Annotated in this window: 15 protein-coding genes; 8 read left to right on the top strand and 7 right to left on the bottom strand. The window is 73.2% G+C overall.

Translation table 11 applies throughout. The annotated features are described in order from the left end of the window. The first annotated feature begins 11 nt into the window (after positions 1-11). The gene (locus tag LPC08_RS13445) at positions 12-812 is read left to right on the top strand and encodes an exodeoxyribonuclease III (protein WP_230448750.1); all 801 of its coding nucleotides are present in this window, start codon (positions 12-14) and stop codon (positions 810-812) included. A 24-nt stretch (positions 813-836) separates the two neighbouring features. Here the strand turns inward: LPC08_RS13445 and LPC08_RS26085 are convergent, their stop codons facing one another. From LPC08_RS26085 to LPC08_RS13420, 5 genes are all read right to left on the bottom strand, one after another. After that, entirely contained in the window at positions 837-1,469 is a 633-nt protein-coding gene (locus LPC08_RS26085; protein WP_304622026.1) for a DUF4412 domain-containing protein, read from the bottom strand. A gap of 176 nt (positions 1,470-1,645) precedes the next feature. After that, positions 1,646-2,209 (bottom strand): NifU family protein, encoded by a 564-nt coding sequence (locus tag LPC08_RS13435; RefSeq protein ID WP_230448749.1) that lies wholly within the window; start codon positions 2,207-2,209, stop codon positions 1,646-1,648. A 153-nt stretch (positions 2,210-2,362) separates the two neighbouring features. After that, positions 2,363-2,833, bottom strand: a complete 471-nt coding sequence (locus LPC08_RS13430; protein ID WP_230448748.1) for a universal stress protein — start codon at positions 2,831-2,833, stop codon at positions 2,363-2,365. A 150-nt stretch (positions 2,834-2,983) separates the two neighbouring features. Beyond that, positions 2,984-3,487, bottom strand: coding sequence for a hypothetical protein (locus LPC08_RS13425; RefSeq protein ID WP_230448747.1), 504 nt, complete (start codon positions 3,485-3,487; stop codon positions 2,984-2,986). Positions 3,488-3,584: 97 nt separating this feature from the next. Beyond that, entirely contained in the window at positions 3,585-4,100 is a 516-nt protein-coding gene (locus LPC08_RS13420; RefSeq protein WP_230448746.1) for a bactofilin family protein, read from the bottom strand. A 466-nt stretch (positions 4,101-4,566) separates the two neighbouring features. Between LPC08_RS13420 and LPC08_RS13415 the strand changes: the two genes are divergently transcribed. From LPC08_RS13415 to LPC08_RS13390, 6 genes are all read left to right on the top strand, one after another. Continuing rightward, complete coding sequence (locus LPC08_RS13415) at positions 4,567-5,550, top strand: adenosine kinase (protein ID WP_230448745.1); 984 nt, start codon at positions 4,567-4,569, stop codon at positions 5,548-5,550. 454 nt (positions 5,551-6,004) lie between these two features. Then, positions 6,005-6,268: a hypothetical protein gene (locus LPC08_RS13410; RefSeq protein WP_230448744.1), complete on the top strand. Its 264-nt coding sequence runs from the start codon at positions 6,005-6,007 to the stop codon at positions 6,266-6,268. A gap of 175 nt (positions 6,269-6,443) precedes the next feature. After that, positions 6,444-6,953, top strand: coding sequence for a hypothetical protein (locus tag LPC08_RS13405; protein WP_230448743.1), 510 nt, complete (start codon positions 6,444-6,446; stop codon positions 6,951-6,953). Positions 6,954-7,278: 325 nt separating this feature from the next. Beyond that, positions 7,279-9,108, top strand: coding sequence for a translational GTPase TypA (typA, locus tag LPC08_RS13400; RefSeq protein ID WP_230448742.1), 1,830 nt, complete (start codon positions 7,279-7,281; stop codon positions 9,106-9,108). Positions 9,109-9,478: 370 nt separating this feature from the next. Next, on the top strand, positions 9,479-10,114 hold the full coding sequence (locus LPC08_RS13395) for a glutathione S-transferase family protein (RefSeq protein ID WP_230448741.1): 636 nt from the start codon (positions 9,479-9,481) through the stop codon (positions 10,112-10,114). Positions 10,115-10,280: 166 nt separating this feature from the next. After that, positions 10,281-11,264, top strand: coding sequence for a patatin-like phospholipase family protein (locus LPC08_RS13390; RefSeq protein ID WP_230448740.1), 984 nt, complete (start codon positions 10,281-10,283; stop codon positions 11,262-11,264). A gap of 18 nt (positions 11,265-11,282) precedes the next feature. On the opposite strand, the gene LPC08_RS13385 is transcribed toward LPC08_RS13390, so the two are convergent. Continuing rightward, entirely contained in the window at positions 11,283-11,540 is a 258-nt protein-coding gene (locus LPC08_RS13385; RefSeq protein WP_230448739.1) for a hypothetical protein, read from the bottom strand. 121 nt (positions 11,541-11,661) lie between these two features. Then, positions 11,662-12,225 (bottom strand): DinB family protein, encoded by a 564-nt coding sequence (locus LPC08_RS13380; protein WP_230448738.1) that lies wholly within the window; start codon positions 12,223-12,225, stop codon positions 11,662-11,664. Between the two features lie 178 nt (positions 12,226-12,403). Here LPC08_RS13380 and LPC08_RS13375 point away from each other — a divergent pair, with 178 nt between their 5' ends. Beyond that, the gene (locus LPC08_RS13375) at positions 12,404-13,402 is read left to right on the top strand and encodes a TAXI family TRAP transporter solute-binding subunit (RefSeq protein WP_230448737.1); all 999 of its coding nucleotides are present in this window, start codon (positions 12,404-12,406) and stop codon (positions 13,400-13,402) included. The last annotated feature ends 6 nt before the right edge of the window (positions 13,403-13,408 follow it).

The following is a 13,408-nucleotide window of genomic DNA, read 5'->3' as shown; positions in this document are numbered from 1 at the left end:
GCGCGCGCGCTTTGCGCATCGTCACCTGGAACATCAACAGCGTCCGGCTGCGCGCGCCCCTGCTCGCGCAGCTTGACGCCGAGCTGGCGCCGGACGTGCTCTGCCTGCAGGAGACGAAGTCGCCTGACGACGTCTTCCCGCACGCGGCGGCCGAGGCGCTGGGCTACACCCACCGCGTCATCCGCGGAATGAAGGGCTACAACGGCGTCGCCGTGCTCTCGCGCCTGCCGATCCTGCTGCGCCCCGGCGAGCCGGACTGGTGCGGCCGCGGTGACTGCCGCCACCTGGGCGTGGATATCGACGCGCCGGGCGGGCCGGTCGAGCTGCACGATTTCTATGTCCCCGCCGGCGGCGACATCCCGGACCGCGAGGCGAATCCCAAGTTCGGCCACAAGCTGGACTTCCTGGCCGAGGCCACCGCTTGGACCGCCGGGCGCGGTGCGGCACGCCGCGCGGTGCTGGTGGGCGACCTGAACATCGCGCCGCTGGAGCACGACGTCTGGTCGCACAGGCAACTGCTCACCGTCGTCTCGCACACGCCCATCGAGGTGGAGGCACTGACCCGCTGGCAGCAGGCGGGGGAATGGCACGACGCGCTGCGCCACTTCGTGCCGCCGGAGCAGAAGCTCTACACGTGGTGGTCCTACCGCGCCCGCGACTGGGAGGCGGCGGATCGCGGCCGCCGGCTGGACCATGTCTGGGTCAGCCAGGACCTCGCCGGGGCGCTGCGGCGGCATGTGGTGCTGAAGCCGGCGCGGGGGTGGGCGCAGGCCTCCGACCACGTGCCGGTGATGGTGGAACTGGCGCTGTAGCGGCGGGGCAACGCGGCCCCGCCTTCAGTTCCGCTTGGGGGCGGCGCCCGGCAGGCCGGGCACGCCGGGCAGGTTCGGGATCTGCATCGCCTGGAAGCCGGCCGGGACGCGGAAGCGGGCCGGGTCGGCCGCCGCGCGGGACACCTCCAGCGCCTCCAGGCTGCCCTTGCGGCCGTTGCTCTGCCCTTCGCCCCGCAGCATCACCCCATCCTCGGTGATGCAGCCGCTGCCCGTGGTCTGGCCATCCTGCATGGTCCAGACGGTACAGGTCAGGCCGGCGATCCGCTCCGTCCCGCCGCGGGTGAAGCGTGCCGTCGGGCTCGACGCCATGCCCATGCCGCGCAGCGTCTCGGGGCTGACCGGAAGATCCATCACCATCCGCGCCTGCTCCATCACCATCCGGGCCGTGCCTGCCTTGCGGTTGAACAGGACATAGCCCGGCAGGCCGGGCGGGGCCGTGCGCAGCACCCGCTCGGCGGCCAGCCACTCCACCCGCAGCTGCGTCCCTTCCGGCACGCCCTGCCCCGTGAGGCGGTAGGTGACGGCGGCATCCGAGCGCGGCTCGATCTGCGGCACCGCCTGGGCCTGGGCCCGGACCGGGAGCACGGCCGGCGAAGCGGCCACGGCGGCGAGGAGAAGGGCGGTCGGCAGGCGCATGGTCGTTCCCCTGGCTTTCCCCCCGGCGGGCGGGTCGCCGCCCCGGACGGGCCGGGACCATCAGCCGGGCAGCCGGAGGCGGTCAACCGCCCGTCCCATCACGGGAGGTTTAGGAGGGGCGGCTCAACAGGGGCGAAGGGGGCGGGCGCCACCCACCGGGCGGCGCCGCGGGAGGGTCAGGCCTCGACCTGCTCCACCGCGACCACCTCGGGCACGTAGTGGCGCAGCATCGTCTCCACGCCGTGCTTCAGCGTGGCGCGGGAGGAGGGGCAGCCGGAGCACGCGCCCTGCATGTGCAGCCGCACGACGCCGTCCCGGAAGCCGCGGAAGACAATGTCGCCGCCATCGCTGGCCACCGCCGGCCGGACGCGCGTATCCAGCAGCTCCTTGATCTGCGCCACCACCTCCGCATCGGCGGGGTCGACTTCCTCCTCCTCCGCCTCGGAGGGCATGTCCGCCAGGATCGGCCGGCCGGCGAGGAAATGCTCCATCACCGCGCCCAGCACCTGCGGCTTGAGGGACTGCCAGTCCGTGCCGTCCGCCTTGGTGACGGTGACGAAATCCGCGCCGAGGAAGACCCGCGCCACGCCGTCCAGCCGGAACAGCCGCTCCGCCAGGGGGGAGCGCTCCGCCGAATCGGCGTCCGGGAAGTCGGCGGTGCCGCGTGCCCCCAGCACATCCTGGCCCGGCAGGAACTTCAGCGTGGCGGGGTTGGGGGTGGGCTCGGTCTCGATGAACATGGTGTTCCCGTCTGGCTTGCCGGGTCCGCGCCCCGGCCTGGCGTCGCGCGCGCGTGATCGCGGGGTATGTGGGACGGGTCCGGCCGGGAAGCAACCGCGCCGACCGGCGGGCATGCCAGACCCGCGGCCCCGATCTGGCGCAGCCGCCGGGGTTCAGGTGACCCGGTTCAGCTCCTGGTCGCTGAGGTTGCCGGGCACGATCGTCAGCGGGCAGCGGAGCTGGGCCGCGTGGCGGCCGGTCAGCGCCGTCACCAGCGGCCCCGGGCCGCTGCCGGCCGGCGAGGCGGCGAGGACCAGGATGGAAATCCGCGGATCCTCCTGCAGCAGCGCCAGGATCTCCTCCACGGGCTCGCCCTCGCGGATCAGCAGCAGGGGCAGGCCGCCGGTGATCTCCTGCACCTCGGCGGCCAAGGCGGAGAGAAGCTGCTCCGCCTCCTGCCGGCGCTCCTCCTCCATCATCGCGCCGATGCCGGCCCATTCCTGCAACTCGGCGGGTTCGGTGACGCGCAGCAGCGCGACCCGTCCGCCGGATTTCTGCACGCGCAGGCAGGCGTAGCGCATCGCGACCACCCGCTCCGGGCTGTCGTCGACCACGACGAGGAAGACGCGATCACTGGTGGGCACCGGGGGGCCCTCCTTCTGCCAGGGCGGATGCCGTGCCCATGCCGGGCCGGCCGCGCCGGAAATCGCACACGCCCCGCCCTCCGGGCGCGACGGGGAAGGGCCGCCGGACCGGCGGTGCCGCGGCAAGGCCGGCCCGGCCGGGCGGCGCCATCAGAGCCCGGTTCCCCGGCGGGCGATGGCGGCCAGGCAGGCGGCCTCCGTCACGCGCCCGGTCCCGGCGGCGCGGGCGGCGGCCCAGGCGACCTGGGCGCCGCCGCCGGGGCGGGCATAGAGGATCAGGTCGAGGTGGCAGCGCCCGCCCTCGTAGAGCCAGACCTCCGCCGTCCCCTCGCGGCGGCGCAGGGCAGGAGGGCCGAGGGCGCGCAGCACCGCCTCGGGCGACTGTTCCAGCAGGGCGGCGGCCGAGGCGATGCCGGCCCCTGCCGCAGGAGGGCGCAGCGCGACGGGACGTAGGCCTTCCGTCCCGCCGCGCCCAGCGCCGCTGCCCGCCGCGGAAACCCCCTCCGCGGCGGACGCGCCGGCGGTCGAACCCGCCGCGGCGCCTCCGCTGGCCGCCATCGAGGCCCGATGGTTGGCCATGACCTCGGCCAGCACCGCCTGCGCCTCCTCCTGCGGGGTGGCGGCACAGGCGGACAGCAGGAACAGCGTCAGCACGGGAGGGACACGGCCCCGTTGGGATGGCACCCGCCCCATGCTGCTGACGCTCTCCGGCAAGGACGCCGCGACCCGGGGGGCTGCGGCGCGTGCGTGATCAGACCTCGGCCATCCCGGGGGCCATCCCGGGCTCCGCCGCGGAGAAGGGCGCGGGGGCCGGACCCGGCGGGACGTTGCCGTCGCCCAGCATCTCCATCCGGCCGGACAGCTGGCCGCCCTCCTCCACCTGCAGGCGGCGGCAGCGGGCGACGCCCAGCACCCGGCCGGTGGCGCGGATGATCAGGCTGCCGCGGGCGGTGATGGTGCCGTCGAACACGCCGGCGACCTCCGCATCCTCGACCTGCACCTCGCCCTTGAACACGCCGGCGTGGCTGATCTGCAGCTCCTGGGCGTGGATCATCTGGCTCTCGACCGTGCCCTCGACGACCAGCCGCTCGGCATCGGAGACGGTGCCCTGCAGGCTGATGCCCTTGCCCACGACCAGCGTGCGGCGCTCGGCCGGCGACGGGCGCGAGGCGGGGCCACCGGCCGGGGCGGGGCCGGCGGCGCGGGTGGCCGGGCCGGGCGGAACGGCCTGGCCGGGCATGGCGTTGGGCTTGGGCGGCAGGCTCATCGCGCTGGCATCCTTTGCGGCTCCGGCCGCCGGCGCGGGCGGTCGGAAGGGCGGAACGGTCAGTTCGGGGTCCCGGGCCACCGGAATGGCGGTGGACGGCGCCTCGGGCGGAACATCCTCCCGCTTGCGTCGGAAGACGGACATGCTGCGGCTCCCCCCCTGTCGGCGAGTGTCAAGGTGTGGCGGATGGCGCGCGGCGAGCGGTCTCCCCTCCGCAGGCCGGGCCGGGTGCGGCACGATCCCCATCGTACCGGCCCGAAACCTCGCTAACACGTGCCCGACAGGCCGGACAATTGTGGCACTGCGGCACACACGGTGTGTCGTAAAGACACAAGCCGTGATTCGCGCACCGGGCCCCGGGAGCCGCGCCGGGCCGGCGGCGCCTGCCGGAGCCCCCTGACGGCGCCGGCGCGGACTGCTAACGGGGGCGCCGCCCGGGATCGCCGGGTTCCCGCCGGAGATCCGCATGACCGCCCCCACCCTCGACATCCTGGGCATCGGCAACGCCATCGTGGACGTGCTGGCCCGGGCCGAGCCGGACTTCCTGGCGGGGCGCGGGCTGCATCCGGGCGAGATGCGGCTGATCGACGCGGCCGAGGCGGATGCGCTCTACGCCGCCATGGGGCCGGGGATCGAGAGCAGCGGCGGCTCCGCCGGCAACACCTGCGCGGTGGCCGCGGCGCTGGGCGCGCGGGTCGGCTATCTCGGCAAGGTGGCCGAGGACGAGCTGGGCCGCGTCTTCGCGCACGACATGCGGGCGATCGGCGTGCATTTCCCGACGCCGCCGGCGAAGGCGGGCGCGCCCACCGCGCGCTGCCTCATCCTCGTCACCGCCGACGGGCAGCGCACGATGAACACCTATCTCGGCGCCTGCGTCGGCTTCGGGCCGGAGGACCTGGATGAGGCGTCGATCCGCGCCGCCGCCGTGACCTACATGGAAGGCTACCTCTTCGATCCGCCGGCCGCCCAGGCCGCCTTCCGCCACGCCGCCGACATCGCGCGCGGGGCGGGGCGCGAGGTGGCGATCACCCTCTCCGACGCGTTCTGCGTCGGCCGCCACCGCGACGCCTTCCGCGACTTCGTGCGCGACCGCGCGGACATCCTCTTCGCCAACGAGGCGGAGCTGCTCAGCCTCTACCAGGTGGACAGCTTCGAGGCGGGGCTCGCGGCCGCGTCGCGCGAGGTGCGCGTCGCCGCGCTGACGCGCAGCGAGAAGGGCAGCGTGGTGGTCGTGGAGGGCGTGGCGCATGCCGTCGCCGCCGAGCCGACGGCGGTGGTGGACACCACCGGGGCCGGCGATGCCTATGCCGCCGGCTTCCTGGCCGCCCATGCGAAGGGCCTGCCGCCCGCCGAGTGCGGCCGCTGGGGCAGCGTGGCGGCGGCGGAGGCGATCTCGCATTTCGGTGCCCGGCCGCAATCGGACCTGCGCGCGCGGCTGGGGCTGCGCTGACGCCCTGGCGGGGCCGGGACTGCCCGGTGCGGGCGAGCGCGGCGACGATGCGGGCCCCCGCGGCCAGTCGCCCCTCGGCCGTGCCAGCGATGCCGTCGGCGGTGACGCGCTGCCACGATCCTTGGGGACGCAGCGCTGCGTGACGCCGACGGTGGCGCCGGAGAGCGATGCGGCCATCGCCCGCGATCTCGCTGGGCCGCTGCGCGACAGCCTGATCGTCGCGGGCGCCGGACCAAGGGGCCGCTCGGCCTGTTCTCAAGGATCGAGACCCCGGGCGGCTTCGACAACGGCGTCGCCACCCTGGACGCGGGGCTCCAGCGCATCCGGGGAATGCCGGGCGGCCCGCCGCATTGACGCGCCGTTTCGACGCAACCCGGCGCCGCTCTGCCGGTTTGCCCTCCAGGCCGTGGCCCTGCCGCGGCCCTTATCCCCGTTCTGCCGGAGCGACCACGCCTTGCGACGCCCGCCTTTCCCGGCCCTGCCGCTTCTCGCCGCCACTCTCGCTGCCACCCTGGCGCTCTCAGCCTGCGGCACGCCCGGGGCACCGCCCTCGTCCGGCGTCGTGCATTCCTCCGCCGCGCTGCCGCAGTCGCAGGGGCGGGACATGGAGGCGCCCTTCCGCAACCGGCCGGGCGACCCCACCCCGGTGCCCTTCGCGGCCGGGAGCACCGGCTCCCCGGTGGATGCGCGGTCCCCGGCGCAGGGCGACGTGCGCTAGCGGGGGCGGTGGAATGCCAGGAAGGGAGCCACCGCGAGGCAGCCTCACCCAGCATCCGGTTGGCGAGAGGCATTCGTTTGACAGGGGCCGCCTGCCACTGAACGGTAGCCGGGCAGGATGATTGCCCCGGTTTGATTCGCCTTCGATTCGGCAATGGCAACAAGGAGAGGTCGTCATGATCGCACGTCGCTGCACCGCCAACCTGGGCGTGGCCATCCTGTCGGGGATGCTCGCCGCCGCGGTGCCCCAGGCCCAGGCCCAGACTTCGATCGACGAGATGAACCGGGCCCGCGGCAACGCCGCCGCCGTCCCGGCCGTCCCGGCGCAGAACCGCGATGCCGCCGCGGCGGACGCGGCCTATACGCGCGACGTGCGGGGCATGATCGCCTCGGCCAAGCAGGCGATCGCCCGCCGGAACCTCGGCATGGCGAATGAGCTGGTGGAGCGCGCCGAGACCCGCATCCTGACGCGCACCATCACCGCGACCGCGCCGACCATGGAAGCCGCCCAGGCCGAGGCGCTGGCCCGTGCCGGCCGGCCGGACGACGCCGCCCCGATCACCGCCCTGCGCCGGGCGCGCACCGCGCTGGCGGCACGCAACGGCGCCGCGGCCACGGCGGCGCTGAACGAGGCGGATGCCGCCCTGGCCGCGCATATGGGCGGCGGCATGGCCCCGGCCCGCTGAGGCCCCCGCCGGGCCCCCGTTCCCCGGGGACCCGGCACGGACGCATGCCGCCCTGGCCACCCCGTCGGGGCTGGCCCCCCGGGCCGCCTGGTCCTGGGGGCACCCGTCCGCAGCGAGGCCAGGGGGTATCGCCCCCGGCGCACGCTCCTGAAGGCGCCCCTGCCTGGGGCGCTCGTCCCCGCGGCGACCCGCGCGCCCCAGGCGCGACAGGCGCACAGGGCTGCAACCCTCGCTTTTTGCCGCCCGTTCCCCTATCTGTGCGCCGCAACATGGCGCCATCGGGGGGATTCCCGTGCGCGCACCGCACTCCGGGATCCCGAGGAACATGGAACTTCGCAACGTCGCGATCATCGCGCACGTCGACCACGGCAAGACGACGCTCGTGGACAACCTGCTCAAGCAGGCCGGCGCCTTCCGCGCCAACCAGCAGGTCGCCGAGCGCGCCCTGGACCGCAACGACCTGGAGCGCGAGCGGGGCATCACCATCCTCGCCAAGTCCACGGCCGTGGAGTGGAAGGGCGTCAAGATCAACATCGTTGACACGCCCGGCCACGCCGATTTCGGCGGCGAGGTGGAGCGCATCCTGTCCATGGTGGACGGCGCCATCGTGCTGTGCGACGCGGCCGAGGGGCCGCTGCCGCAGACCAAGTTCGTGCTGACCAAGGCGCTGGCGCGGGGCCTCAAGCCCATCGTCGTCATCAACAAGGTGGACCGCCAGGACGCCCGCGCGGACGAGGTCCATAACGAGGTGTTCGACCTCTTCGCCGCCCTCGGCGCGACGGACGAGCAGCTCGACTTCCACACCCTCTTCGCCTCGGGCCGCCAGGGCTGGGCGGACCTGACCATGGACGGGCCGCGCAAGGACCTGTCGCCCATGTTCGACCTGATCCTGAGCCACGTGCCGGCGCCGAAGGTCGAGCTGGACAAGCCCTTCGCCATGAACGCCTCGATCCTGGAGGCGGACAATTTCCTCGGCCGCATCCTGACGGGCCGCATCGAGCAGGGCACCGCCAAGGTGAACATGCCCGTCCGCGTGCTGCGCCAGGACGGCACGGTGGTGGAGACGGGGCGGCTGACCAAGCTGATGACCTTCTCCGGCCTGGACCGCGTGCCGGTGGACGAGGTGCAGGCGGGCGACATCATCGCCATCGCCGGCCTGTCCGATGCGACCATCCCCGACACCATCGCCTCGCCCGAGGTGACGGAGCCGCTGCACGCCATCCCGGTCGACCCGCCGACGCTGGCCATGACCTTCCGCATCAATGACGGCCCGCTGGGCGGCCGCGAGGGCAAGAAGGTCACCTCGCGCCAGATCCGCGACCGCCTGTTCAAGGAGACGGAGGGCAACGTCGCCATCCGGGTGAAGATCTCCGAGGAGGTGGACGCCTTCGAGGTGGCCGGCCGCGGCGAGCTCCAGCTTGGCGTGCTGATCGAGCAGATGCGCCGCGAGGGCTTCGAGCTGACCATCGGGCGCCCGCGCGTCCTGACCCGTGAGAACCCGGAGACCGGCGAGCGCGAGGAGCCCTTCGAGGAGGCGCTCATCGACGTGGACGAGCAGTATTCCGGCGTGGTCGTCGAGAAGATCTCCCTCCGCAAGGGCGTGATGCAGGACATGCGTCCCTCGGGCGGCGGCAAGGTCCGGCTGACCTTCCACATCCCCTCCCGCGGGCTGATCGGCTATCACGGCGAGTTCCTGACGGACACGCGCGGCACGGGCATGATGAATCGGCTGTTCCTGGGCTATCAGCCCTGGGCCGGGCCGATCGAGGGCCGCCGCAACGGCAGCCTGATCTCCAATGCCGATGGCGAGGCGGTGCAGTACGCGCTGTTCTACCTGCAGGAGCGCGGCGCGCTCTTCGTCGATCCGGGCGTGAAGGTCTACCAGGGCATGATCCTGGGCGAGCACTCCCGCGACAACGACCTGGAGGTGAACCCGATCAAGGAGAAGAAGCTCACCAACATCCGCGCCGCCGGCAAGGATGAGGCGCTTCTCCTGGTCCCGCCCCGCCGCATGAGCCTGGAGCAGGCGATCGCCTATATCGAGGAGGACGAGCTGGTGGAGGTGACGCCGAGCGCCATCCGCATCCGCAAGCGCTACCTCGACCCGCACGAGCGCAAGAAGCACGCCCGCCGCGCGGAGAGCGAGGCGGCCTGAGACGAGGGGCAGCCCGGCGGGTGGAGACGCCGCCGGGTTTGCCTTACGACCCTGCCGGGCCGGGGTGCGCCGCGGGCGTGCTCCGGCCCGTGTCGTTCATAGGGACATCATCCTGGGAGGCATCCTTCCAGCCGGCCGTGCCCTGGACGTGGCCATGCCGGGCATCTCACCGCCCTCGCCGCGGCGATGAGCGACCTCGCGCCCCGTGGAGGGCTGCGATGGGTGGCATCCGGACCCTCGCCATGGCTTGTCTGGCGTGTGCCGGGACCATGCCAAAGGGGCAGGGCCAAAGGGGCAGGGCCAAAGGGGCAGGGCCAAAGGGGCAGGGCCAAAGGGGCAGGGCCAAAGGGGCAGGGCCAAAGGGGCAGGAATGAGCGAACATCCCATCCTCTACGGAGCGTCCTACAGCGTGTATGTGCGTGCGGTCCGTCTGACCCTCGCCGAGAAAGGCGTGCCTTACACCCTGGTGCCTGTGGATGTGTTCGCGCCCGGAGGTCCTCCGGCCGATCACCTCGCCCGCCAGCCATTCGGCCGCATCCCGGCTTTTGAGCACGGCCGCTTCAGGCTTTACGAAGCCGGGGCGATCATGCGCTACATCGATGAAGCGTTTGCCGGCCCATCCCTCCAGCCCGAGGGAGCCGAAGCCCGCGCCAGGGCCAATCAGATCATCAGCATCCTCGATTCCTACGCCTACCCCTCCCTGGTCCGAGGCATCTTCGTGGAGCGGGTCTCCGTCCCCAGGCGCGGCCAGGTCCCGGACGAGGCGACATTGCAGGCCGCCATTCCCATGGCGATCACCTGCCTGAAGGCTTTGGCCGACATCAGAGGCGCGGGGCCCTTCCTGGCAGGCTCGGTCCTGACTCTGGCTGACCTTCATGCCATTCCGATGTTCGCCTGCTTCCATGCCACACCCGAAGCTGAGGATTTGCTTCGCCCGCATGCCGGACTCCGGGAATGGTGGCAGCGCGTGGCGGAACGTCCCAGCATCCCCGCAACGGCCACCTAGGACGGCACCGGGCCGATGACGGCTGCCGCAGTCATTCCCGAACCTGGATCGGCCTCGCCGGCGGCCGGTCATCGCGCCCCGACCTCCCGGGCCGGGACCCAGGCCCACACCCCGCCTCATTCCGTGTAGCCTCCGCCTCCCATCCCTCCGGGAGGTCCGTCCTGCCATGCGCCGTCCCACGACCGCCCCCACCCGCATCGCCATCGCCTGCCAGGGCGGCGGCAGCCACACGGCCTTCACCGCCGGGGCGCTGCGGGAGCTGCTGCTGCCGGGGCGGCTCGCCGGCTACGAGCTGGTCGGGCTGTCCGGCACCTCGGGCGGGGCGGTGTGTGCCGCGCTGGCCTGGGCGGGGCTGGTGACGGAGGGTGCGGAATCGGCGCGCGAGCGCCTGGCGGGCTTCTGGTCCGACCTGGCGGCGGCGGCGCCCTGGGATGCCGTGCTGAACAACTGGGCCGTCTGGGCGGCGGGCTTCCCGGTCACCGTGGACGTCAGCCCCTACGCCTATTCCCCCGCCGCGCAGCCGACGCTGGAGCGGTTGTTGCGCCGCCATCTGCGGCTGGAGGAGGTTCCCGACGATCCCGGCCGCCGCCGGCGCCCGGCCCTGTTCGTCGGCGCGGCGGACGTGCTGAACGGTGGCGGCACGGCCTTCCGCGGCGAGACCCTGGCGCTGGAGGAGGTGATCGCCTCCGCCGCCGTGCCGCCGCTGTTCCAGGCGGTGCGGGCGGACGGGCGCCTGTGGTGGGACGGGCTCTATTCGCAGAACCCGCCGGTGCGGGAGCTGTTCGACCTGGACACCAAGCCGCAGGAGATCTGGGTGGTGCGCATCAACCCGTCCGGCTGCGAGGCGGAGCCGGTGAGCAGCGCCGGCATCCGCGACCGCCGCAACCAGATGGCCGGGAACCTGCCGCTCGACCACGAGCTCTACCTGATCGACAAGATCAACCGGCTGCGCGCGGAGTTCCCCGTCCTGGCCACGCGGTACGATCCCGTCACGGTGCGGGAGATCGCCCTGGACATCGCCCTGGACTACCCGTCGAAGCTCGACCGCAGCCCAGCGCTGCTGCAACGGCTGATGGCGCGCGGGGCGGAGAAGGCCGAGGCCTTCCTCTCCGACGTCTCGCTGCGCGTGGTCCCGCCGGCGGGGCGATGAGCGGCCGGCCCGCGCCGCTCAGGTCAGGCCGAAGAGCAGCTCCAGCCGGAAGCGGTCGGCCACGACGCGCGGCATCTCGACCGGGCCGAAATAGCGGGCGTTGCGCAGGTCGTGCGGCGAGAGCAGGGCGAAGCCGTCCTTCCAGGCATGGCGATCCTCCGGATCGGCCCAGTCGCCGCCACGCCAGAGCAGCGGCCGCAGCCCGTCGCCGTCCTCCACCCAGTGCCAGCCGCTCCGATCGGGCCTGTCGGGTACGCCATCCCATGCAGGGGCCACGGGCGCCTTGCTCCCCTCCTCGCCGAGGCATGAAGGCTGCCCCGGACCGCCGCATGCCGCCATGTTACACCAGGATGACAGGGCTGGGGGACACAATCCTGGGCGGTTGCGCGCGGGGGCCTCAAGCGCCCCAGACGGTCGTCTCGGACCAGCCCAGCTCCGCGAAGTCCCCGGCGCGCAGCGGGGCCTCCTCCGCCGGGAAGAATTCGTCGAGCTGCGGCGGGGCGACCGGGGTGCCGCTCAGCATGGCATGGACCTGCCCGCGGTGGTGGATGTCGTGCTGGAACAGGTGCAGCAGCAGGCGGTCGGCACGCTCCCGCTGGACCCGCTGGCCACGGTGGACGGTGACGATCCCATCCAGCCCGGCGTCGCCGCATCCCTCCACCCAGGCGATCAGGCGCCGGTCCACCGCCGCCTGGGCGGGGCGCAGCCCGGCCAGGGTGGGGCAGGGGATGCGCTCCGCCCAGGCGGCGGGGCCGAGCGTGCCGCCTTCCAGCGCGTCCACGTAGAAGCGGTCGATGACCAGGATGTGGTTCAGCGTCGCCTGGATCGAGGGGAAGAACCCCGTCCGCGGCGCCGCGAACTCCGCCTGGGACAGCCCGGCGCAGGCGGCGAGCAGGCGGTGGTTGGCCCAGGCGTTGTTGTGCGCCAGGGCCCGCATGGTCTGGTGGTGCGAGGCGGGCATCGTTCCCTCCCGGATCGGCGGGCAGGCTGGCGGCAGAGGGGGAGGGCCGTCAAACCATGTGACCCTCCGGTTGCCGTCCGGGCGGGGGGCAGCGCAGGATCAGGCACGGCGCTTGCTGTCCGGCGCCCGGCATGGCCGGGCCCCAGCAGCCCGGGGAAGCACAAGGAGCCGGTTCCGCATGACGATCCATCTCACACGGCGCGCCCTGGGCGCCGGCCTGGGCGGCGCCGCCCTGTCGCTGCCCTTCCTGCGGCCGGCCCGGGCGCAGGGCACGCTGGAATTCGTGGCGGGCTCGCTGGGCGGCGGCTGGTACACCATGGCGGCGGGCGTGGCGGCGCTGGTGAAGGACGAGAACCCGGACATCCAGATCCGCGTGGTCCCCGGCGGCGGCCTGGCCAACCCCACCCGCATCAACAACGGGCAGAGCCAGATGGGCTGGGGCATCGACGCCTTCACCGCCGCCGCCGTCCGGGGCGAGGAGCCCTACCAGCAGAAGCACGCCCGCATCCGCACGCTGGGCACCGGCTACTCGCCGACCGAACACAATTTCGTCCGCGTCGCCGACGGCACGCCGGAGGACATGAAGTCCATCCTCACCCGGCCGGGGGTGAAGATCGGCTGTCCGCAGCGCTCCTCGACCGACGAGATGACGCTGCAGCGCATCCTGAAGTTCTACGGCACCTCGCCCGACCGGATCCGGTCGGAGGGCGGGCGCTACCTCAACGGCTCCTACAACGACATCGCAGACGCCTTCGGCGACGGGCAGGTGGACTACCTCTACGTCGCGCTCGCCAAGCCCGCCTCGATCCTGACGGAGCTGGGCACCGGCCGGCGCAAGGCCGTGCTGGTCGCCTTCCCCGAGGACGTGCGCAAGCACCTGATCGACACCTACGCCTACAACCAGGGCATCATCCCCGCCGGCACCTACCCGGCGCTGCAGACGGGCGACGTGCCGGTGACGACGATGGACAGCGTCATCGTGGTGCAGGAGGGGCTGCCCGAGGAGGTCGCCTACAAGGTCACGCGCACGCTGATCCGCAACAAGGGCGACCGGCTGAAGCAGATCCACGCCTCCATGGCCGCCTACGACCCGGCGGTGGCCTGGAAGTACGCCGGCGCCCCGCTGCACCCCGGTGCCGCGCGCGCCTATCGCGAGCTGGCGGGCATGCCGGGCTGAGCGGCG

The sequence above is a fragment of the Roseomonas sp. OT10 genome (genome assembly GCF_020991085.1).
GTDB classification, from domain to species: domain Bacteria; phylum Pseudomonadota; class Alphaproteobacteria; order Acetobacterales; family Acetobacteraceae; genus Roseomonas; species Roseomonas cutis.
The sequence above is the reverse complement of the archived record's forward strand: the minus strand, read 5'-3'. Positions and strand labels throughout refer to the sequence as shown.

Bases quoted from the DNA above. Each gene is read 5' to 3' on its own strand.
- LPC08_RS26085 (WP_304622026.1), bottom strand. From the start codon at position 1,469: ATGCGCCTGCCGACCGCCCTTCTCCTCGCCGCCGTGGCCGCTTCGCCG.
- LPC08_RS13435 (WP_230448749.1), bottom strand. From the start codon at position 2,209: ATGTTCATCGAGACCGAGCCCACCCCCAACCCCGCCACGCTGAAGTTC.
- LPC08_RS13420 (WP_230448746.1), bottom strand. From the start codon at position 4,100: ATGAGCCTGCCGCCCAAGCCCAACGCCATGCCCGGCCAGGCCGTTCCG.
- LPC08_RS13415 (WP_230448745.1), top strand. From the start codon at position 4,567: ATGACCGCCCCCACCCTCGACATCCTGGGCATCGGCAACGCCATCGTG.
- LPC08_RS13405 (WP_230448743.1), top strand. From the start codon at position 6,444: ATGATCGCACGTCGCTGCACCGCCAACCTGGGCGTGGCCATCCTGTCG.
- typA (WP_230448742.1), top strand. From the start codon at position 7,279: ATGGAACTTCGCAACGTCGCGATCATCGCGCACGTCGACCACGGCAAG.
- LPC08_RS13395 (WP_230448741.1), top strand. From the start codon at position 9,479: ATGAGCGAACATCCCATCCTCTACGGAGCGTCCTACAGCGTGTATGTG.
- LPC08_RS13390 (WP_230448740.1), top strand. From the start codon at position 10,281: ATGCGCCGTCCCACGACCGCCCCCACCCGCATCGCCATCGCCTGCCAG.
- LPC08_RS13380 (WP_230448738.1), bottom strand. From the start codon at position 12,225: ATGCCCGCCTCGCACCACCAGACCATGCGGGCCCTGGCGCACAACAAC.
- LPC08_RS13375 (WP_230448737.1), top strand. From the start codon at position 12,404: ATGACGATCCATCTCACACGGCGCGCCCTGGGCGCCGGCCTGGGCGGC.